This window comes from Mucilaginibacter gynuensis (assembly GCF_039541195.1).
In the GTDB taxonomy this organism is placed as follows: domain Bacteria; phylum Bacteroidota; class Bacteroidia; order Sphingobacteriales; family Sphingobacteriaceae; genus Mucilaginibacter; species Mucilaginibacter gynuensis.
This window is the reverse complement of the sequence record NZ_BAABFT010000006.1, coordinates 63,938-84,941: the sequence shown is the minus strand read 5'-3', so window position 1 is coordinate 84,941 and position 21,004 is coordinate 63,938. Positions and strand designations below refer to the sequence as shown.

The 21,004-nt window shown below is 45.2% G+C and carries 17 protein-coding genes; 2 read left to right on the top strand and 15 right to left on the bottom strand.

Annotated features, from left to right (window positions below):
- Window positions 1-18: 18 nt before the first annotated feature.
- Window positions 19-1,938: a glucosamine-6-phosphate deaminase gene (gene nagB, locus ABD894_RS13340; protein WP_345211542.1), complete on the bottom strand. Its 1,920-nt coding sequence runs from the start codon at window positions 1,936-1,938 to the stop codon at window positions 19-21.
- Between the two features lie 199 nt (window positions 1,939-2,137).
- A complete protein-coding gene (locus ABD894_RS13335) occupies window positions 2,138-3,340 on the bottom strand; it encodes an ROK family protein (RefSeq protein WP_345211541.1) in 1,203 nt (400 codons plus the stop codon).
- Between the two features lie 226 nt (window positions 3,341-3,566).
- Between ABD894_RS13335 and ABD894_RS13330 the strand changes: the two genes are divergently transcribed.
- The gene (locus ABD894_RS13330; protein ID WP_345211540.1) at window positions 3,567-6,077 is read left to right on the top strand and encodes a family 20 glycosylhydrolase; all 2,511 of its coding nucleotides are present in this window, start codon (window positions 3,567-3,569) and stop codon (window positions 6,075-6,077) included.
- Window positions 6,078-6,494: 417 nt separating this feature from the next.
- Here the strand turns inward: ABD894_RS13330 and ABD894_RS13325 are convergent, their stop codons facing one another.
- From ABD894_RS13325 to ABD894_RS13290, 8 genes are all read right to left on the bottom strand, one after another.
- The gene (locus ABD894_RS13325; protein WP_345211539.1) at window positions 6,495-6,875 is read right to left on the bottom strand and encodes a DoxX family protein; all 381 of its coding nucleotides are present in this window, start codon (window positions 6,873-6,875) and stop codon (window positions 6,495-6,497) included.
- Window positions 6,876-6,938: 63 nt separating this feature from the next.
- Entirely contained in the window at window positions 6,939-7,367 is a 429-nt protein-coding gene (locus ABD894_RS13320; protein WP_345211538.1) for a VOC family protein, read from the bottom strand.
- 26 nt (window positions 7,368-7,393) lie between these two features.
- Window positions 7,394-7,936, bottom strand: a complete 543-nt coding sequence (locus ABD894_RS13315) for an SRPBCC family protein (protein WP_345211537.1) — start codon at window positions 7,934-7,936, stop codon at window positions 7,394-7,396.
- Between the two features lie 50 nt (window positions 7,937-7,986).
- Window positions 7,987-8,436 carry an SRPBCC family protein gene (locus tag ABD894_RS13310; RefSeq protein WP_345211536.1) on the bottom strand — a complete coding sequence of 150 codons (450 nt, stop codon included), beginning with the start codon at window positions 8,434-8,436 and terminating at the stop codon, window positions 7,987-7,989.
- 240 nt (window positions 8,437-8,676) lie between these two features.
- The gene (locus ABD894_RS13305) at window positions 8,677-9,594 is read right to left on the bottom strand and encodes an AraC family transcriptional regulator (protein WP_345211535.1); all 918 of its coding nucleotides are present in this window, start codon (window positions 9,592-9,594) and stop codon (window positions 8,677-8,679) included.
- A 401-nt stretch (window positions 9,595-9,995) separates the two neighbouring features.
- Window positions 9,996-13,376: a ThuA domain-containing protein gene (locus ABD894_RS13300; RefSeq protein WP_345211534.1), complete on the bottom strand. Its 3,381-nt coding sequence runs from the start codon at window positions 13,374-13,376 to the stop codon at window positions 9,996-9,998.
- A 57-nt stretch (window positions 13,377-13,433) separates the two neighbouring features.
- A complete protein-coding gene (locus ABD894_RS13295) occupies window positions 13,434-14,330 on the bottom strand; it encodes a TIM barrel protein (protein ID WP_345211533.1) in 897 nt (298 codons plus the stop codon).
- A 318-nt stretch (window positions 14,331-14,648) separates the two neighbouring features.
- Entirely contained in the window at window positions 14,649-15,182 is a 534-nt protein-coding gene (locus ABD894_RS13290; protein ID WP_345211532.1) for a hypothetical protein, read from the bottom strand.
- A 144-nt stretch (window positions 15,183-15,326) separates the two neighbouring features.
- Here ABD894_RS13290 and ABD894_RS13285 point away from each other — a divergent pair, with 144 nt between their 5' ends.
- On the top strand, window positions 15,327-15,803 hold the full coding sequence (locus tag ABD894_RS13285) for a GyrI-like domain-containing protein (RefSeq protein ID WP_345211531.1): 477 nt from the start codon (window positions 15,327-15,329) through the stop codon (window positions 15,801-15,803).
- A 99-nt stretch (window positions 15,804-15,902) separates the two neighbouring features.
- Here ABD894_RS13285 and ABD894_RS13280 read toward each other — a convergent pair whose 3' ends face one another.
- The 5 genes from ABD894_RS13280 to ABD894_RS13260 form a co-directional block, all read right to left on the bottom strand.
- Entirely contained in the window at window positions 15,903-17,474 is a 1,572-nt protein-coding gene (locus ABD894_RS13280) for a porin family protein (protein ID WP_345211530.1), read from the bottom strand.
- Complete coding sequence (locus ABD894_RS13275; protein WP_345211529.1) at window positions 17,471-18,061, bottom strand: RNA polymerase sigma factor; 591 nt, start codon at window positions 18,059-18,061, stop codon at window positions 17,471-17,473. Before ABD894_RS13275 ends, ABD894_RS13280 begins: the two co-directional genes overlap by 4 nt.
- A 326-nt stretch (window positions 18,062-18,387) precedes the next feature.
- Entirely contained in the window at window positions 18,388-19,164 is a 777-nt protein-coding gene (locus ABD894_RS13270) for a hypothetical protein (RefSeq protein WP_345211528.1), read from the bottom strand.
- A gap of 179 nt (window positions 19,165-19,343) precedes the next feature.
- Complete coding sequence (locus ABD894_RS13265; RefSeq protein ID WP_345211527.1) at window positions 19,344-19,844, bottom strand: molybdopterin-dependent oxidoreductase; 501 nt, start codon at window positions 19,842-19,844, stop codon at window positions 19,344-19,346.
- Between the two features lie 13 nt (window positions 19,845-19,857).
- Window positions 19,858-21,003, bottom strand: a complete 1,146-nt coding sequence (locus tag ABD894_RS13260; protein WP_345211526.1) for a cytochrome-c peroxidase — start codon at window positions 21,001-21,003, stop codon at window positions 19,858-19,860.
- Window position 21,004 lies beyond the last annotated feature (1 nt).

Sequence of the window (21,004 nt, the reverse complement as noted above, 5' to 3'; positions counted from 1 at the left end):
AACTCTTTTCCAATATAATTAAAACTTAAATCGGACAAATGCTTCCATCGCTTCGTATTCGGCTAAGCCAAGCAGATCGTACAGGCGGGCTGTATCCCGGTTGCGGTCTTCGGCACGTACCCAAAACTCACGTGCGTCATCCCCCGGAAACACCGGCGTGTCTTTTTGCGACTGGTGTTTAAATATGGCGTTACGTTTGCGGATCACCTCCTGCGGCGATAGCGGCACGGCCATTTCAATTTCGTGCGTAGCAAACTCGTGCCATGCACCGCGGTACATCCATAACCAGCAATCTTTAACCCATTCTTCGGTTTCTTTAAGCCTGTTTAGCGCGGCAACAATAATGTTAAAGCAAACAATGTGCGTACCATGCGGATCGGCAAAGTCACCGGCGGCAAATATTTGCTGCGGTTTTACCTTCTGTAACAAATCAATGGTCAGCTGAATATCAGCCTCACCTACGGTATTCTTTTTGGTTTTACCTGTTTCGTAGAACGGCAAGGCCATAAAGTGGATATGATCATCCTGCAAACCGGCATAACGTGCGCCCGATATCGCTTCGGTTTTGCGGATAAAGCCTTTTACATTACGAATCTCCTGGGTATCTATCTGGTTTGGTAATTTACTGTCGATAAACTTGCGCATCTCCTCGTACAAGCCTTGCAGTTTGGCAGTGTCTTCACCTATACTGTGGTTGAAATCGATAGCGAACTCAACATAACGCAGCACATCATCGTCCCAAACCGCCGTGTTACCCGATGTTTGGTAGGCCACATGCACATCATGCCCCTGGTCAACCAAGCGTATAAAGGTACCGCCCATTGAGATCACATCATCATCAGGATGTGGAGAGAACACGATAGAGCGTTTACGTGCCGGGTTAGCACGCTCGGGGCGCTGCGAATCATCGGCATTTGGCTTACCACCCGGCCAGCCGGTGATGGTATGCTGTATCTGGTTAAAAATATCAATGTTGATATTGTACGCCGGGCCTTGCTCAACAGCAAGCTGCGCCATACCATGCGTATTATAATCTTCTTCGGTAAGTTTTAAAATTGGTTTTCCCAGCTCTAAAGCGAGCCATATAACCGCTTTCTTTTTCAGCTGATTGTCCCACACACAATCTTTAACCAGCCATGGGGTATCAAAGCGGGTAAGTTCTGATGCCGCGTCTTCATCTAAAATAAACTCAACATGGTCAGACAGTTGCAGGTAGGTAGCAGGCACCTCGCCTGATATTTCGCCCTCAACAGCCTTTTTAATAATAGGAGCCTTTTTTTGGTTCCAGGCCATCAATATAATTTCGCGGGCCTTGAAAATGGTACCTATACCCATGGTGATGGCTTTGGTAGGCACATTCTCTTTACCACCAAAATCGCGCGAAGCATCGCTGCGTGTAAGGTCATCCAGGGTAACCAAACGCGTACCCGAGTTTGGCGCCGAACCCGGCTCGTTAAAACCGATGTGACCGGTACGGCCTATCCCTAAAATTTGCAGGTCGAGCCCGCCCAATTCTTCAATTTGCTTTTCATAATTCAAACAAAACGCGGCCACCGCGTCAACATCAAGCGTACCATCCGGAATATGCACATTGGCCTTATCAATATCGATATGGTCAAAAAGATTTTCGTTCATGAAGGTAACGTAGCTTTGAACCGCGTCGGGCTTCATTGGATAGTATTCATCCAGGTTAAAGGTGATCACATTTTTAAAGCTAAGGCCTTCATCGCGGTGCAGGCGCACCAGTTCGGCATAAACTTTAATGGGCGTAACGCCGGTGGCGAGGCCTAAAACAGCGTTCTCGTTTTGTTGCTGTTTGCTTTTGATAAGTGTCGCTATGCGCCGTGCAACCTCAACTGAGGCAATTTGCTGATCGGGATAAACGGTAACCGGCAGTTTTTCGTACCGGGTTTCTTCCAAAAGATTTAAACGTGGCATAATTATTAAATTAATTGACAGATATATACATAGGTATAAAAAATCCCCGAAACAGGCGGATCTTTTAATGTTAACAAATTATTTACTCCTTATATACTACAGCCCAACCATTATCAATCAACACTTTAACCACCCACCCCGGCCGAACCGCTCTTTATTTTCAGTACCGCTGCTTCAATTATTTTAAAGCAGTATTTCATCAATGCGTTACCGCCTCCTGTATAATTTTCGATTCATCGTTCAAATTTTCCATGGCCACTACCGCGGCACCTATCAGTTCGCCATCAAAGCCTAAATCTGATATAAGCACCTCGGTATTAGCGGCCAAGCGGGGTATACAATATTTTATCAATGCCTGCTGTATAGGGGCCAGCAAAATTTTGCCAACCAGGGCGCCCCTGCCGCTCAATATTATACATTCGGGGTTCATGATATGGATCAGTATAGACAACGCCTTGCCAATTTTATAACCTGCTTCGGTAAGCAGCTCAATAGCATATTGGTCGCCTTTGTTGGCGGCTGCCATCAGCGCGTCGCCTATCAGTTTTGATTCATTTTTGCTGTTCAGCGTTTGCTGCAATATAGATACCCGACCGTTACGGATGCCCTCTACCGCCTTTTGCGCTACTACCAGCATAGAGGCTTCGGCTTCTAAACAGCCCTGCTTGCCGCAGCTGCACAAGGCGCCATCTTCTGATAATGGGATATGGCTTAGTTCGCCCGCGAAACCGTTATGGCCGCGAAACAGCTCGCCGCCGATGATCATGCCCAGGCCAATTCCCCAGCCAAGGTTAATCACCATGGCATCTCTTTTTGATCTGGCAATGCCAAAGCGTAGTTCAGACAAGGCAACCAAACTGGAATCGTTATCAAGATGTACGGTTAATTCGGTGGCTCTTTCGAGGTATTGCACCAGGCTTTCACCTTCGGTTTGCAGGTAGGAGTAGTTAACACCCTCGTTAACGTTGATAAAGCCGGGCATACCAATGCCTACAGCTAATATTTTTGATTTGGGGATGCCGCTATCGGCAATATAAGCATTGATCAGGCCGACCAGCTTATCCAGCGCTTCGCTGTTATCGGGCAGGTAAAGCTCAACCATGCGGGTTTCGGCCACGTGGTTATTTTGCATATCAACCATACCAATACGGGTAGAGAGCTGATCCATAGCCACGGTAAGCAGGTACATTTCGTTTGCCTTAAGGCTATACATTACCGGCCTGCGGCCACCGCTCGATGGCGCAAGTCCCTGCTCAACCACCACACCGTCAGCTATTAACTCATTTACAGCCTTTGAAATAACCGGAACACTTTTTTTAAAATACAAGCTCATTTCGTTACAAGATTGCTCCTTATCGAAATAAAGCTTTTTGATAATGTTGGTTTTTAACGAGACTTTCAAGTAGTTATAAATTTATCTACATGCTATCTTAGTACCCATGTTAAAACAAACTTAACCAATAAAAAATTAAAAAACCAATACTTTCTTAATTTTTTTAAGAAGTATTGCATACATTTATAATTACTAATTTATCCAAATTATATATGCCCTTATGAAAAATGCCACCACAATGTTTTTAAAATGTTTTAGCAAAGCGATAATTGTTTTGCTCCTTTTCCAAAATCCATTGTCAGCCCAAACCGTTCCGGCCGGTGTAACGGCCAATTCGCTGAATTTTACCTGGCAAATTGGTCAAAACCTGTACGAAAAAAAGTCGCAGTCAATTTCTTACCTAACCCTAAAAACAGGGCCTGATTTTGCCTTGCCCGCCAAAGGCTGGAAACTTTATTTCAACATGTCGCGCCGTATGAGCGGTACCATAACACCGGGATTGGCCATTAAAATTGTAAAAGGACATTTTTATAGCATTGAGCCGCAGCCCGGTTTTAAAGGGGTGGCTAAAAACGATTCGTTAAGGATACAGATCATTACTTTAGATTGGGTGGTAAATATTACCGACGCGCCGGGCGGCTTATTTTTGGCCTGGGATAATGCACCGCAACAAACCTATCCGTTCAGCATTACCTCCATCGCATCTACCCAGCCGCAGCAATACATGCGCACCTCTGCCGATAAGGTGGCTTTTACCACACCGGCGGATATTTATAAACAGAACCAGTTTATCAAAAGTATCCCTGCGGATAGCCTTGTTAAAATATTCCCTACCCCATATAGCTACAAAACCACGGCCGAGCAGTTCAAACTCAACAAAGATGTTATTGTAAATACCGACCCTGCTTTCAGCAAACAGGCAACATTTTTAAAGCTCACGCTTAACAAAGTACTGAAGCAAAACCTGAGCAGAACCATCTCTATTGTTAAAAACAACATTAACCTGGTAAAAAAAGAAGGTTTGGCTCCTGAAGAATACGAACTTACCGTTAATACGCACAACATCACTATAGCGGCAGCTACCGAGGCGGGGATTTTTTACGGCTTACAATCGTTTAAGATGTTGTTACCGGTAACTCCGCCTGCGCAAAATATAAGCCCGATAAGTATACAAGGTGTGGAAGTGAAAGATAAGCCCCGTTTTGAACACCGCGCGGTGATGCTTGATGTGGCTCGTAATTTTCAAACCAAGCAGCAGGTATTGAAGCTGATAGACCTGATGGCTTTATATAAAATGAATAAGCTGCGCATGCACGTAACCGATGATGAAGGCTGGCGACTGGAAATACCTGCCCTGCCGGAGCTTACTACTTATGGTGCCCGCCGTGGCTTTACTACTACCGATCAGTTTTTGCCGCCTGCTTATGGTTCGGGCGCTGATGTTAATAACCCTTCGGGCAGCGGCTATTATACCCGTGCCGAATATATCACCATATTGAAATATGCGGCCGACAGAAATATCGAAGTAATTACCGAGATAGAAAGCCCCGGCCATGCGCGCGCCGCTGTTAAGGCGATGGACTTCAGGTACGACAGGTTGATGAAAGCCGGACAAAAAGCCGAAGCCGAAAAGTATTTACTGCACGACCGTAACGATCAATCAACCTATAACTCTGTGCAAGGCTTTAACGATAACGTGATCGACGCGTCGATGCCATCGGCTTATACTTTTCTTAGTGCTGTTACCGATGAGATAGTAAGCATGTACCGCGAAGCTAACGCGCCGCTTAAAACCATTCACATGGGTGGCGATGAAGTGCCCGCGGGCGCATGGGAAAAATCACCTTCGGTATTGGCATTATTGAAAAAAGATCCGTCGTTGCCCAACGTTGATGCCCTTTGGACTTATTACTACGCCAAAGTGAACGATATTTTAAAACAGCGCAACCTGTACTTAACTGCCTGGGAAGAAGTAGGCACACAAAAGAAACTACAAAATGGCGCCATGGTAAGCGGCCTTAACGATGCCATGCTGAACAAAGATGTTCACCTTGAAGTATGGAATAATGTTACCGGCTGGGGTGCCGAGGATTTGGCTTATAAACTGGCCAACAGCGGTTATAAAGTGATACTATCATGCGTTACCAATATGTATTTTGATATGGCCTACCATAAAGATTTTTACGAGCCGGGTTATTACTGGGGTGGCTATATCGATGTTGATCAGCCTTACAGCTTTATCCCCTTAGATTATCTGAAGAACATGTACATCGACCGTCTTGGCTTACCGGTTAACCAGGCGGCCATGCGCACCAAAGAAAAACCTACCGAAGCAGGCAAAGCCAATATTGTGGGGATACAAGGCGCTTTATGGGCCGAAACCATTAAAGGCCCCAAAATGATGGAATACCTGTTGCTGCCCAAAATGATGGGACTGGCAGAACGCGCCTGGGCACAAGACCCTGCATGGGCACTTGAAGCGGATAGCGCCAGAAGCGCCGCCTTATACAACACCGCGTTCAACACCTTTCTTAACCAGCTGGGCAAACGCGAACTGCCCCGTTTAGATACTTATGCAGGCGGCTTCGGCTACCGCATACCGCAACCCGGTGCCGTTATTGTTGATGGCAAAGTGGTGGCCAACAGCAAATACCCCGGCTTCACTATCAGGTATACTACCGATGGCAGTGTGCCGACCTCAAAAAGCGCTATTTACAGCGGTCCGATAGCTGCAAAGGGCGCTATAACGTTGTGTTTGTTTAATGTTGCTGGAAGAGCGGGGAGAAGTGTTAGTATTGTTAATTGATTGGCAATAACAAATACGCCTTGGCGAGTTGTGAAATAAAATAAAAATGGCATTTGATTGTGCGCACAATCAAATGCCATTTTGCAAGTCCAAAGACAATATCCGTTTAGGTTGTGCTTGTACTGTAATTAACACCAGTCTGCTCTTGGGCGCAGTACCCCATTACTTTTGAGGGCAAAAGTAACAAAACCCTTGTCCAGCAAAAGGCTTATTGCCGCACATGGCCTTCGCTGCAAACCGTGCAGAACTTAGGGCTGGAACTTTTGCCCCGACGCGCTATTCCATCACACATGCAACAAGTTCGCTATGCCCGCCTTTGCGCTCATGCCCTCCACAGTTCTGCCCGTTTTCGCCCGAAGCTGTTTGCTGACGAGAAGAGTGTCTAAAGCCCTCTACCCTGGAGAGGGTTGGGTGAGGCTATAACGCCTTTTCCTTAAGCAACTTGTGGTGCAAATAATATGAGCCGAACAGAAAGGCATAAACGATCACCAGCATGGTGATCCAAAGCTGTAAAGGATCGCCAACGGAAATGCCGGAGTAGGCTGCGCCTGTCATATCAAAAAACAAACCCGCATAAGCCCATTCTTTTAAACGTGGCGGCATGGCTGGTATGAGTATGGTAATTGAGCCGAGCGTTTTGGCAACCCCTAAAAACGGCAGCAGGTAAACCGGGTAACCAAGGTGTTTGAATACTTCTATGGCTTCGGGTGCACTTACAATGTTTGAGTACGAACTGAAGATGAAAAACCCACACAGTATGGCGGTAACAACCCAGTAAGTAATTTTAGTTTTTTTCATGATCGGGAGGGGTTAAAATAATACAGCAATTCCCTTTCAGGCATTGCTGTATTATTAGGTTTATTATTGAGTGTATTTCTCGTCGTAATTTACCATCCAGTTGATGCCAAATTTATCAATCAGCATACCGAAGTAGGCGCCCCAAAACATGGTTTGCATTGGCAGGGTAACCTGGCCACCCTCTGAAAGGCCGGTAAATATGCGGTCGCCTTCTTCTTTGCTATCAACACTTATGGAGATAGAGAAATTAGTACCGGTAGTTGAAGCGGGCATAGACGGCGGCACGTCAGATGCCATTAATATAGTGGTTGGGCCAATTGGCAATGCCACATGCATAATCAGGTTTTGCTCGGCTTCGGCCATGCCGCTGCAATCCTGCGTATCCTTAAAGCGCATCAGCATAGCAAATTCGCCGCCGAATACTGATTTGTAAAAATTGAAAACCTCTTCGGTATTACCGTTAAAGTTTAAATACGGATTAATAGTTGCCATTTGGTTGGTGGTTTTATTGGGTGAAATTATTTTGTTTCGAGTACGGTTTTTAAATTATTGAGGCCGGTTTGCAGGTCGTCGCCAATCATCTTATCCATATCCATGCATAGCAGGAAAATGTTCATGGGATAAGGCATTTTGCTTTTCAATCCCCAGGTTACCTTGGTTTCGGTTGGCGTTACTATTTCCGTTGCCAAATAAGCATCGGCCTTGCCTTCAAAAGGCTTTATAAAATGGATCTTCAGGTCAAGCTTTTCGCCTTCGGTTATTTTGGCAATGGTTTGTTCGCCCTGCCCTACGCTGTCTACCTTGCTATCCCAGGCCGAGGTAAAGCCCACAGTGCCATCGGTACCGGTGTAGGTTTTTTTCATGGCCGGGTCCATCTTTTCCCATTTGCTGTATTGCTCCTGATTTTTAACATATTTAATGTAATCGAACACTTCGGCCTTGGGCTTATTGATCACAACATTGCGCTTAACCGAGTATTCGCTTTTGGTGAACGCGGCCACAATTAGTACTACCGCTATGATGATTACGATAACCAGCAATACCTTTTTTAAAATTTTCATGATTGGGTGAGGTTTTTAGTTTGAGTGTATATGGTTGTTTTAGTTTGAGATCAGGCTTCGGCCAGCCGTTTGAATTTCTCCAGCGCTTTATCCCACATTTGGGTCATCATCTCAAGATATTCATCCGGACTATTGGTACTTACATCTAACCGGGTAACGCCGTCACTTACCGGAACAATGCGATACCTTTCGCCGCTGCCGTCGGTAAACTTTTTGGCATCGTCGCTGTCATAATCGGCCACGCCATCTTTTATTACGCCGGTAAATTCTACCGCAAAATAAGTGTAAGGCTCAATAGCGGTAATTTTTGCCGCCATGCCCATGCCGTTGCCGTCCTGGTAAATAACTTCGCTGCCTAATTTCCAGTCGCTGATGGCATAGGTACCCGGTGAAAACTCGGCAAACCATTGCCTTGTATACTCGTCGTTCAGCAAAACCTGCCATACCTTTTCGGGAGTGGCGTTAACGGTGATCGTTTTTTCAACTTTTGTGCTTTCCATAACTGTATTGTTTTTTGACAAGCAGCGCTTTAGGCTACCTATACCCGTTTATAACTTTTATTTGTTAGTGGTTTACATTACAAATGTAAGCGGAGTTTTACAATATTGTGGGGTGCAAATACGGCAATTACAGGGGTTGATTACGACAAGTATTTCACCTCGCCGGCACAATTCCCTTAAAAGCAAAAAGCCCCGCGTACACAGGGCAATTTACTACTGAATTATAACAAAAGAAGAGCCTTAGCCTGTTTTTAATACCCCATATTGGGTTGACAGGCGATATTGTTCGGGCGATATGCCCATGTATTTTTTGAATATGCGCGAGAAATAGAAAGGATCATCATACCCTACATCAAGCGCGATGGTTTTAATTTTAGTTTCACCTTCATACAGCAGCTGGCAGGCCTTCTGCATTTTCAGGTGGATAAAGTAATCAACCGGCGGCATACCTGTTGCCTTGCGGAATATGTTGGAAAAATAAGAGCGCGAAAAATTGTGTTTTTTGGCCATATCCTCTACGGTAAACCTTTTATCGAGGTTGGCGCGCATGTGGTTGATGGTTTCGGTCACTATATCGGTACTTTCGGGCTTAGGCTGGGCAACATGCCTCGTTGGAAACAGGAACGTAGCGATAAAGCTGTACAGGCAAAAGTTGGCATCGCACAGGTTCTCTATCGTGTAGCCTTCTTCCAAACTTTGAAACATGCTGTGCCATATATCAATCGCCTTGGCGTTGAACGATATTTGCACCGGGCCCTGTGTTTCATCGATATTTAAAAAGATGTTGAAGCCGTTGATATTGCTGCCGGTAAAATGCACCCAGTAAATAGTCCATGGGTCGTCAATATCGGCCCAGTAGCGCATGGGCTTATCGGTTGCAGGCAGTATAATAAACTGGTTGGCTACCACAGTATGGTATTGTCCATCTAATACATAATGCCCCTTGCCCTGCACGCAGTAAATTAAAATGTTATCCTCGCAGCCCTTGCGGCGTTCGCGGTAATGGAAACGCGCTTTAGGGAAATAACCTATCTGGGTAATGTACAACTGAAAAAAAGAAGCATCTTTCTTAAACACATCATCCCATACCTTTTCCGGAACATTGATCAGTTTCTGTCCCTCAAAGCCATCTCTTCTTTTAAATAAAACGTTGGTCATTTAATGGTTACAATTGGTTTCCTGTCTGCACAACAGTTATAACAATGCGATTATAAGTATTAAAAACTGCAACTGAAAAGCGCGCCAACGTATTGGATAAAATTAGATAATAAAATGCAAATATTGTTTACAATCCTGCAATGCCACAGTATAATAATCCATCAAGCACCTGCCCAACAAGCTGTTTAATAGCTTATTAACAACAAAGCCTGTTCGCTTTGCAACGAACAGGCTTTGAGGGTATTAGTGCATAGTCAACTCACCCGGTCTACGCTTCGCTGGACCACCCTCTCTGCTTCGCAAAGAGGGTTGGAAAAAGAAACAGTAAAAAACAAACCCCTCTTTCCGTTTACGGAGAGAGGGGTTGATAAGCGGAGCAATGTCGGGGTGAGCCGATGTGCTTACTTTTCAAAGTTGATCCAATCGATACTGATCAGGTCATTGTTTGGTTTATCGGGTTTAACAAACACGAAGAACAGGTTATGTATACCTCCCGGATCTTTTACCGGCGCGCTCAGTGTTTTGTAAGTATCCCAGTTGCCGGTTGGTGTAAAGCCGATAGTGCTTACTACCTCACCCTTCGGCGAATCAAGGTGAACCTCTATTGTTCCGCTGCGGTTAGCCGAGGCGTACAAATAGGTTAACTTGGTAATATCCTTCAGATCAACATTTTTCAATACCGCGAACGATTTGTTGTGGATACTGCCGATGATCTTCTCCTGTATCTTGATATTGAAAAGCACATCCAGATCTTCGGCCTGTACTTTTGCAGGGCGAAGTATAATGCTTTCCTTTTTAGTAAGCGGAGTGATAGCGCCGCCTTTATCGGTATACGAAGCAGAGAAGATATACCTGGCCTGATCTTGCTGCGCGGTATGCTCTTTTAAAGCTACCGAACCTTGCTGCGGCAGGGCTACCACCGCTTTTTGCGAGTTAAGCGACAGGATGTATTTCACAATTTCAGATCCATCGTCATTTGATAGTTGCGGGTGCGCGCTCATGGCATGCTCGCCCCAAACACCGCCACCGCCAACAATGATCTTCTTGGCCAAACGGGCTACCGCGCCTTTATCGCCTGCGTAACGTTTTGCTACCAGCATAAATGCCGGACCAACAGATTTATCGTTTATCTGGTGACAAGCCTTACAATCGCTCTTCGCTATCAAATCTTTACCGTAGCTGTAAGTAGGTGTAATTTCCTGGTGACCTATCAGGGCTTTGTTGCTTTCTACCTTGGCGATGAAATCAAGCGCAACCTTCACCTTTTTAGGGTCGATGGTTTTATCTTCATTATCCTTCACATCTACCTTATAAGTAAAGGTTGACGCGGTTGGGAAAAAGAAAGTACGGTTATTCGGCGTATTGATGGCTACCTGCGGCAAGGTGTTACCCACTTTAATTTCCACGGTATCAATTGCAACTTTACCACCGGCATCGGTTACTTTAAGGGTAGTTTTATAAATGCCGTTCTTTTCAAAAGTATAAGTAGGGTTTACCTCGTTTGATCTTTTGGTGCCGTCAAAGTTCCACTCGTAGGTTAACTTATCGTCGTCATCATTATCAAAGCTTTTTGAATTGAAGGCCACTTTGTACGGCGCAAGGCCAATAGTATCCTGTGTTTCAATTTTGGCTATAGGTGCACGGTTACCGCCATTATAATCTATACGTACCAGGCGGGCATCAACGTTATCGATACCGTAAACAGAACCATACTCCAGCATATAGAATGAACCTTCCGGACCAACCTCAATATCTATCGGTCTTCTGAAATCGCCATTGGTTTCCATAAATGGCTCCATACGTTTGTAGTTGTGATTTTCATCGAAACGGATAGCGAATACCCAGTTACGCATCCAATCGTACATAAACAGGGCCTTGTCGTAATATTCAGGGAATTTCGTGTCTGATTTTAGCGCCGCATCATAATGATATACCGGGCCGCCCATAGCGCAACGACCACCCTGCCCTAATTGCGGGAACTCGGCAGAACGACCATAAGGATACCATACCATAGGCTTTTGCGGCGGCGGCAATTTTTTAGCTCCGGTGCTGTATGGCGATTTATTTTCGGGCCCATTCACATCAAAATATTTGCCGATGGCCTTGGTAGCAAAATCGTACTCTTTGTATGGTTTGTTATCGCCCACAAAATACGGCCAGCCAAAGTTACCGGCTTGTTTTGCCTGGTTAAACTCATCGTAACCACGCGGGCCTTGTGCGCCATCGGTACCCGAATCCGGACCAACCTCACCCCAATATACAAAAGAGGTTTCAGGGTCAACCGACATACGGTAAGGGTTGCGGCAGCCCATTACATAGATTTCCGGGCGGGTATCAGGTGTTCCTTTCGGGAACAGGTTACCTTCGGGCACGGTGTATGAACCATCGGCCTCGGGGTGGATCCTTAAGATCTTACCACGCAAATCATTGGTGTTACCGGCAGAACGCTCGGCATCAAAAGTTAAGCGGTTAGGGCGCTGATCGATAGGTGCAAAACCATCAGATTCAAACGGAACTGTGTTATCACCAGTAGAGATGAACAGGTTCTTGTTTTTATCCCAGGCCAGTGAGCCGCCTGTGTGGGCGCTTACTTCCAGGTCGATAGGGATTTCGATGATCACCTTCTCTGATGCCAGGTTAAGCACATTATCTTTACCAATGGTAAAGCGCGAAATGTGCTGCTTGGTTTTGCCACCGGCTTCGGCAGTATTAAAGAAGTAAATAAAGTTGTTGGTTTCAAAATCAGGGTCAATCGTCATACCCAGCAATCCGTTCAGGTATTTATCAACCGCCTTAACCGGGAAGGTGTACACCAGTTTGGTTTTACCATCGGTTGGGGTGTATACGTAGAAATTACCGGTACGCTCAATAAAGAACACGCGGCCATCCGGCGTTACCGAAAGCTCCATCGGCTCATTCAAATCGTTCGACAGGATGTTTTTTGTGAAACGGTTATCCTCCGGTTTTCTAACCGCGTACGATTTTGAAAAATCAAGCTGGATATTGTTGCCTATAGCGTATTTGATACCGCCCAGCAAGTGTTTTAAAAACAATGGTTCGGCATAGCTTTCGTCGGTATGGCCACCGCCCGTGTAAAACGCGCGACCGCCATCAAACTCATGGTACCAGGCAATTGGGTGGTTATCGCCGTTCTCGCCGCCTTCGTAAGTGTTTTCGTCGAGCTTGGCCACTACCTTAATATCCTCCTGAATGCTTTTGTAGTTGTACCATTCGTCGGTACGCTCCCAGCGGGCGGGTAGCCCTTTGGTAGCTATAAAGGTAGTATCAATTACATCAACAGTAGCTTTACGTACATTAGGGTTACCCGGATGGCTTTTAAAGTAAGCGCCAACCAGTTTGTTATACCATGGCCAATCGTACTCGGTATCGGCTGCGGCATGTACGCCCATGTAACCGCCGCCTGCTTCAATGTAGCGCTCAAAGGCTACCTGTTCATCGGCGTTAAGCACATTCATGGTGGTGCTTAAAAATATTACAGCGCTGTAGTGTTTCAGGCTATCCTCAACAAAATAGGCCGAGTTTTTAGTAGTATCAACAATAAAGTTATTCTCTTTACCCAGCTTTTGTATGGCAGCCATACCCGCGGGTATTGAGCCATGGTAATAGCCTTTGGTTTTAGAGAACACCAGTACACGTGCCGGTTTTGCCGGGACGGCGGATGTGGCTTTGGTAGCTACCGTTTTACAGGCGTAAAACAGCGCCGACACACAAACGGCCGACAATACAGCAGCATAAATTTTAAAGTGTTTAGCTTTAATCATAATCAGGGGGTTATGCAGCCGCGGCTGCTCAATAGAATAATATTTTAATGCAATAAATTATACGTCGCAAATTTGAACGCCTTGTTTAAGCGAGGCTATTTTATCGGGGCGGCGCGGAATAAACTCCTGTGCAACGTGGCCTTTGTAACCTGTAGCAATAATGGCTTTCATAATGGCCGGGTAATATAGTTCCTGCGTTTCGTCAATTTCGGCACGGCCGGGTACACCACCGGTGTGGTAATGCGATATGTATTTGTTGTATTTATTAATGGTAGCAATAACGTCGCCCTCCATAATTTGCATGTGGTAAATGTCGTACAGCAGTTTAAACCTGTCAGACCCTACAGCATCGCATAAAGCGGCGCCCCATTTGGTGTGGTCGCACTGGTAATCGTGGTGGTCAACCTTGCTGTTCAGCAATTCCATCACCATGGTCACTTTATATTTTTCGGCAACCGGCATTAACCTTTTAAGGCCGATGGCGCAGTTTTTTATTCCCTGCTCATCATCCAGTCCGTTACGGTTACCCGAGAAACAGATGATCTGGCTGAAACCGGCTTCGGCTACCTTTGGTATTACTTCGGTATAGCTTTTTACCAGTTCATCATGAAAGGCCGGGTTGTTAAAACCTTCGCCAATGCCCTTACCGGCACCCTGGGTTAAGGCCGACATAAGGCCGTATTTTTTAAGCGTTGGCCACTCATCCGGACCAACCAGGTCGATCGAGGTCATGCCCATATCTTTAGCGGCCTTGCAAAGGTCATCTAATGATACCGAACCATAACACCAACGGCATACGGAATGGTTAATGCGGCCTTTAAGGCTGCTATCCAGCAGGGCTTCGGCTGCTGATACGCGGTTAAATAAACTTTCGCCAATTACTGCTGCTGCGGTACCGGCGGCAACTTTTTTGATCATACTGCGACGTGACGTGTTTTTACTGTTCTCTGCCATAAAATATTTAAGTACAAAAAGGTGGTATTCTTGATTAATTGGTTCAATATCCCTGCAAAGTTTTGGGCACAACACGTCGCTAAATCTCTCACACTTACCCGCAACAGGCCGCAATAAACTATCGGTTATTTTTTAGTAAACATAGTAATTATAATGAATCAGCATCAACAAAATGCACGATTGGTAAAAAAATATGTACAATTTACATATTAATACCATTGTGCCATCATGCTTGTCATCAGTTTGTTACACACAGGCTCTCCTTAAGTGTAAAAACAACAATAATTGAATTTTCAGGAATACCTGTTTACCCCCCTTTTATGGATTAACCACCACCGTATGCGTACCGTCGGGATTAACGATAATGGAAGTTGAACCGGTTTTTATGGCGGTGGAATGAGTGCCGTCGGGATTGACGATGGTAGCCGTAGCGCCGTTATCTATTACAGTTGAATGGGTGCCGTTGGAATTAACGAGGGTTGATACCGTTCCATTGTTGATCAGTACCGAATGTGTACCGTCGGGGTTTACGATGGTGGAAGTCGCGCCGTTATCTATTACAGTGGAATGGCTTCCGTTTGCATTAACAACAGTAGATACATTGCCGTTCTTTACCGCTACCGCGTGTGTGCCATCGGGATTAACAATCGTGCTTACGTTGCCATTTTTGGTTACTACCGTATGCCTGCCTCGCGGCGATACAATAATGCTTGTTTTATTAGCAGCACTATCCGTAAGGCCCAATGCCTGTATTACAGCGTTTTTATTATGGCGCGATACAATACCTTTATTTTGCGCCTGTACAGCAATGGCAAACAAAGACAGCAATAGGATGAATGCAGGTATTTTCATGGTTTGATGCGCTAATGTACAACATGCCACAAGCGGGCATATCTGTTTGTTTTGATTGTTTTTACAGCAAGTGGTTTAACGCGCATGATATATATTTTGCATATAATGCCCCGCTGCTATATTTGCCGCTGTAAACGTATACTTATGCAAAACCGGATTGAAACCATTGCCGCTAAAAAGCTGGTTGGCCATAAAGTGACCATGTCTTTCAATAACGATAAAACCCTGCAGCTTTGGCAAGGCTTTATGCCACGCCGCAGACAGATCACTAGTACGTTGAGTAATGATGTGTTCTGTATGCAGATTTACGAAGACAACGTGATTTTTACTCCCGATACCACATTTGAAAAATGGGCCGTGGCAGAAGTTTCCGATTTCGAAAACATCCCCGAAGACATGGAAACCTATACCTTACCGGGCGGACTTTACGCGGTGTTTATTTACCATGGTGCAGCAAGCGATTTTGCACCATCCTTCAGTTATATCTTCAACGAGTGGCTCCCGGTTTCCGGTTATGTGCCGGATAACCGCCCGCATTTTGAAATACTCGGCGAAAAGTATAAGAACAACCACCCCGACTCGGAAGAAGAAGTTTGGATCCCGATAAAAGCCAGGAGTTAAAAATATATCCGCCATTTAACTCATCCGGTCTTAGCTTTGCCCGACCACCTTCTCTGCTTCGCAAAGAAGGGTTTTCAAGGCGCTTTTTGCTTTCAGCTTTTATCTTTCTTTAGCCTTTCCCAATTTAAAGCCAAGCTTAAATTGCACGCTGCCGTTCTTGCTTGTATAAGTACCCAGCGGAGAGCTTACCTGTTGCCCTCTTAAAAAATGCACGTAGTTAACATCAAAAGTAAAGCGCTTTACATTAAAGCTTACCCCGCCCGAAATACCGTAATCTATCCGCTTTTGAAAGGTGATGTTCTTCAAGGTGTCCGTCATGCGTACATAGTATAGTGAGTCTTTGCGATTGCCGCTGGCTACGAAAGTGGTTTTACCTGCCGTACTTTTGAGCGGAATACTAATTATTGGTCCCGCCTTCAGGCTTACGTAGTTGTTTAATTTATATACTATATGCAAAGGAAGGTTTAGGTTGTATAATTTCCTTGAATCGCTGATGGTTAAAAACTGCCCCGAATCTATCAGGCTAATAACTTTTGCAGAATAGGTGCCACTTATTTTTTGCGGGTTAAGGCCGCTTGGCTCAAAATTAATACCTAATTTGTTATTAAAATGATACGTTACAAAAGCTCCAGCAAAGGCATCAACCGGTGAGCTGCCATAAAAATTACTGTTCTCACTTTTAGGGGTAAAACTACCCGGGGCATTTACGCCAATCAAAATACCGTAATCAATATTTAAGGGTGATGATGGCTTCTGCCTTTTATCTTTCTTCTTACTATCCTGCTTGCTCTTATCCTGCTTGGCCTTCCCGGCATTGGGTTGTTGCGGAGCAGCCCCCGATTTAACAGATATGGAATTAATATTGTATCCGCTTGCGGCAAAATTTGGTGTAGCAGGACTATTATTGTAGAACACAAAGGTTTGCTGTGCAGGCGGCAATACCGAAAGATAGCTTTGTATCCGATCACCGGCACCGGCTATCAGCTTATCGTTATCACTATTATTATGGTTTGGGTCAGGTGCATTTTGCGGAACAAACCGCGCCCCGTTTTTACCATGTTTAGTGGACGCGCCTGGCGATGGTTTTTTATTAGGACTGATCGTAGTATTATTATCTACCGCAGAACCTCCCCGTTTAGCCCTATCCGTATTTATACCTGTTCTGTTTTCCGCATCTTTTGTGTTTTCGGGAACTGGTCCATTCCTCTTGCTTTCTGTATCAGCATGAGCTTTACTTACCGAATCCGGGTCATTAAATATTCCTGTTTTTTGCGAAACGCTATCAACTAAGGTTGAGCTATCTTTTGCTGCTTCGTTGCTATTATCGTCGGCATCAATTACAGCATCATGGCTAATAGTTGAGTCTGTATTCTTTTTCGCTACAATGTTTTTTAGCGGATGCTTTTTATAGTCTTTATCATCCGCCTGTTTTTTGTGGAGCGCGAAGTAAAGTACGGTTGTAACCGATACAGCCACTACAATATACGATAGCAGCTTATACTTAAACGCCTGCATATATTGTGTAATGCTACCTCCGCCGGTGCTGCCTCCCGGTAATTGCACGTCGAGCATGGCCTGCATATCCAGCCAGTCGGCATTAGCGTCGTCATTTATTGGCAGCCCGGCTCTTTTTTGTTGCCAAAGCTCAAGATATTTTAACGCTTGTTTCATTTTCCTGCTGCCCTCCTTTCCTTTAGCTGTTCATTGCTTTCGGTATCCGGTTGCAGCAATGTTCTTAATTTCCGTTTGGCCTCGGCCAGGTGCCAGCGCGATGTACCCTCGCTTATGTTTAACTGCTCGCCAATCTCTTTATGGCTAAAGCCATCCAGTACCGATAGATTAAAAACCGTTTGTGTGGCATAAGGCAGTGTGCGTATGTTACGCAGTATATCCTCAAAATACAGTTTCTCCAATATTTCCGGCGAAATAAACCGGTCGTCGGCAATTTGCTCATCGCCGATGTCGGCAGTGTTAAATTTCAGCTCTTTGCGGCAAAGGTCGATAGCGGTATAGATCATGATCTTCCTGATCCAGCCGCCAAGCTCGCCCTTATCGGCATCAAAGTTCTTTATCGACTGGAAAACCTTCAGGAACCCGGCGTTGAAAGCTTCCTTCGCTTTGTCTTTATCCTGTATATAACTATAGCAAACGCGCAGCATATCGGCATGAAATAACTTGTACAGGGCCTCCTGTGCCGTGCGTTCATTATTTATACACCCTTTTACCAGCTTACCTGCCTGCTTTTTAGAAAGATCCATTCAAGAAATTAAATTTTCGAAGCTTCTCTTCAACACACTTCGAACAAAACCCACGAAACGTTGGGTGCAATCTGCATTTTTTTAAGTTTTTTAATTTACTGCTCTTTGTCTGCTTTATCCGTTCGGCCAACTGATGTTCTTAAGTTAAGGCATCCGCTATAATTTAACTCATCCGGTCTTCGCTTCGCCCGACCACTTTCTCTGCTGCGCAAAGAAGGATCAGAGTTTTCTAACCCTCTCTACTTTGTAGAGAGGGTCGACCAGCGCAGCGTAGTCGGGGTGAGTTAAATCAACATCCCTCTCACCGAACGGATCATTCAAAATAATTATCTATTTATATGCAAAGGCGTTATCGTTACCCCTGCGGTATACGGCCAGCTAAAATTAATACTTGTTGCGGTAACTGTGATACTTCCTGTATAAGTAGTGCCATTTAAAGTGACGGTAAGCGGATAGGTACCGTCGGTTAAATATGGAGTACCGGTGTGCTGCCTGAAATCAATAATATCTGATGAGATAGCGCCGCCGCCGGGTAAGCAGGCAGGATCGGCAGGTTTGGTTACGTCTATGAATGTTAGCCCGAAATGGTTTGCCGCATCGAGCGATTTGGTGTAATTGATTATGCTATTGCCGCAGGTATAGTGCTTGGTAGTTATAGCGGTAAAGTACAGGTAAGCAGAATCAGTTTCGGCATGCTCATAAAAATTTGCGTGTAACACAATTTGGTCGCCGGTTAAGGGTATATGTGTTGGCTGTGGTTCAGCGGGTTGATAAACAGAATCGGTAACGGTAATGGTTGTACTTACCGGGCTGCTACCATTTACAGTTGCCGTAACCGTATAATTACCCGCCTTTCGGAATATTGCCAAGGCCGCGTTACCGCGTTTAATAATATTGCTGAAACCCGATGGCGCTACCGTCCAGTTAATGGAATCGTTAGCGGAAGCGCCCAGCACCAGCAGGGAATCGGGTTCCTGAATTTTAAGAATGGTTTTACTGGCCACCAGCTCATACCCAACAGTACTTTGGTCTAACTTTTTGCAGCTTTGCGTAATTAGTAAGGCAATAATTGCCACAATGAGGTTGTAGGTTAACTTTTTCATTTTGTTATAATTTAAATGATGTGTTTTTAATGCATCATCGTATAAAAAATGATAAACGTTGGGTTGCCCTCACTTTTTTTCAGCAGATAAATAGTTGCTGTACAGCAACTACCCGTTTAAAATAACAAAGCCCCCGGATAACAATCCGAAGGCTTTAATATGTTCTTTACCGGTACTGCTTACTTAGCGAAGGCGATCTTTAATGAAGTCACCTGTTTAACGCAACGGGCGGGTTTCTTTTCGTCCTGCACAATAATGCGGAAAGGGCCATCAGCGGCAGGTAATGGGTTACCGTCAACCTTATCTGCCAGTATGATCAGCCTGTCGGTAAAGCTCTTATCCAGTTCGGCCAAAGCGAAGCTCACCTGGTAGCCGTCGCTGGCTTCTACCAATAAATATTTGGTAAGGTTTTCGCCTTTTAGTTCGGCTCCCATGGTTACACCTGCCTTTTGCAAAATATCAGCCAGTACCACACCCGAATAGGCATGGTCTTTACCATCCCTGTCCTTACGGGTAACAGTAATCTGCTTAAATTTTTGGAGTTCTGCCGCGCTGATATTTAAAGGGGTGGCGACTTCGCCACTTACTTTAACAATGGCCTGTTTTTCGGCCTGCGCGATGCTTAGCAGCGGTGCCAAGCTTAAACAAGCGAACGCAATAAGTAATGCTATTTTTTTCATGGGATTAATGTTTTTATTTCCTGTTAACTGTTAAATGCGGGTTTGAAAATCGCGGGTCGGTTACAAAGGCGGTATCGGTAAGCATATTCAAAAACGCTATGAGCGATTTCTTTTCCTGCGGCAGCAGTTTTAATGATGTGCCGCTGGTTATGTTTGATTCGCCTTGTAAAAAAGCACTTAGCGAGGCCGATTGTTTAATGTGTTCGCTATAATGATCTATCACCTCCTCCAGCGTTTTAAAGCGACCGTCGTGCATATAAGGTGCCGTTAACGCGATGTTACGCAGGGTTGGCACTTTAAACCGGCCCCTGTCGGCAGCTAAGCCGGTAAGTTCTTCTATCCCGGCATCTTTATAAATACTATCGAGCCCATTGTTATGAAAAAGCTCCATATAATTTTTAGCGCCTCCGTGGCAATGGGTACAATTAGCGCCACGGATGCCTTTTTCGGGTTGGGGCACCTGATTAAACAGCGTCATGCCCTGTAATTCTAAGGGAGTGGGTTGATAAGCTTTCCGCAAATAATCATCATACCGCGAATGGGCTGAAATAAGCGTACGCTCAAACTGCGCTATGACCTTTACAATACGGTCGCTGGTTATAGCGGTATCGCCATAAACAATTTTAAAAATACCGGGGTAGTTTTTGGTTTTGCTTAGTTTTTGTGCCGATAACGTTAACGACTGCCCCATCTCGTGCGGGTTAGTCATGGGTACAATAGCCTGGTCTTCTAAACTTGCAGCCCGGCCATCCCAAAAGAATTTACGTGCCCAAAGCAGGTTAACCAACGACATGGAATTACGGGTAGATAGTACATTATCCACCCCCGCGCTCAAAGCTTTGCCATCGGTAAATGCCCGGGCTTGTTCGTGGCAGCTGCCGCAGGATAATTTGTTATTGGCCGATAAACGGGTTTCGTAAAACAACATGCGCCCCAGATACACGGCCTGCCGGGTAACAGGCTCATTGGCCGGGGTATTAACGCGGTTACCAAAGTTAGCAGGGTAATTAAGCGGGTAAGGGCCAACAGGCACTTCTTCCCGGTAATAAGCCCCGGCCGAAAGGGCAACGCTTACTACTAAAAGGAACAGTACAATACCCGCCTTGCGCATATATGCCACATGCGACTTGATGGTTGGTTTGCGCTGTTCCTTTTTCAAT

Excerpts from the sequence above, each read along its gene's own strand:
- ABD894_RS13305 (WP_345211535.1), bottom strand. The coding sequence starts at position 9,594 with ATGACCAACGTTTTATTTAAAAGAAGAGATGGCTTTGAGGGACAGAAA.
- ABD894_RS13265 (WP_345211527.1), bottom strand. The coding sequence starts at position 19,844 with ATGAAAAAAATAGCATTACTTATTGCGTTCGCTTGTTTAAGCTTGGCA.
- ABD894_RS13280 (WP_345211530.1), bottom strand. The coding sequence starts at position 17,474 with ATGAAACAAGCGTTAAAATATCTTGAGCTTTGGCAACAAAAAAGAGCC.
- ABD894_RS13295 (WP_345211533.1), bottom strand. The coding sequence starts at position 14,330 with ATGGCAGAGAACAGTAAAAACACGTCACGTCGCAGTATGATCAAAAAA.
- ABD894_RS13290 (WP_345211532.1), bottom strand. The coding sequence starts at position 15,182 with ATGAAAATACCTGCATTCATCCTATTGCTGTCTTTGTTTGCCATTGCT.
- ABD894_RS13325 (WP_345211539.1), bottom strand. The coding sequence starts at position 6,875 with ATGAAAAAAACTAAAATTACTTACTGGGTTGTTACCGCCATACTGTGT.
- ABD894_RS13320 (WP_345211538.1), bottom strand. The coding sequence starts at position 7,367 with ATGGCAACTATTAATCCGTATTTAAACTTTAACGGTAATACCGAAGAG.
- ABD894_RS13300 (WP_345211534.1), bottom strand. The coding sequence starts at position 13,376 with ATGATTAAAGCTAAACACTTTAAAATTTATGCTGCTGTATTGTCGGCC.
- ABD894_RS13310 (WP_345211536.1), bottom strand. The coding sequence starts at position 8,436 with ATGGAAAGCACAAAAGTTGAAAAAACGATCACCGTTAACGCCACTCCC.
- ABD894_RS13315 (WP_345211537.1), bottom strand. The coding sequence starts at position 7,936 with ATGAAAATTTTAAAAAAGGTATTGCTGGTTATCGTAATCATCATAGCG.
- ABD894_RS13275 (WP_345211529.1), bottom strand. The coding sequence starts at position 18,061 with ATGGATCTTTCTAAAAAGCAGGCAGGTAAGCTGGTAAAAGGGTGTATA.
- ABD894_RS13285 (WP_345211531.1), top strand. The coding sequence starts at position 15,327 with ATGCAAAACCGGATTGAAACCATTGCCGCTAAAAAGCTGGTTGGCCAT.
- ABD894_RS13270 (WP_345211528.1), bottom strand. The coding sequence starts at position 19,164 with ATGAAAAAGTTAACCTACAACCTCATTGTGGCAATTATTGCCTTACTA.
- nagB (WP_345211542.1), bottom strand. The coding sequence starts at position 1,938 with ATGCCACGTTTAAATCTTTTGGAAGAAACCCGGTACGAAAAACTGCCG.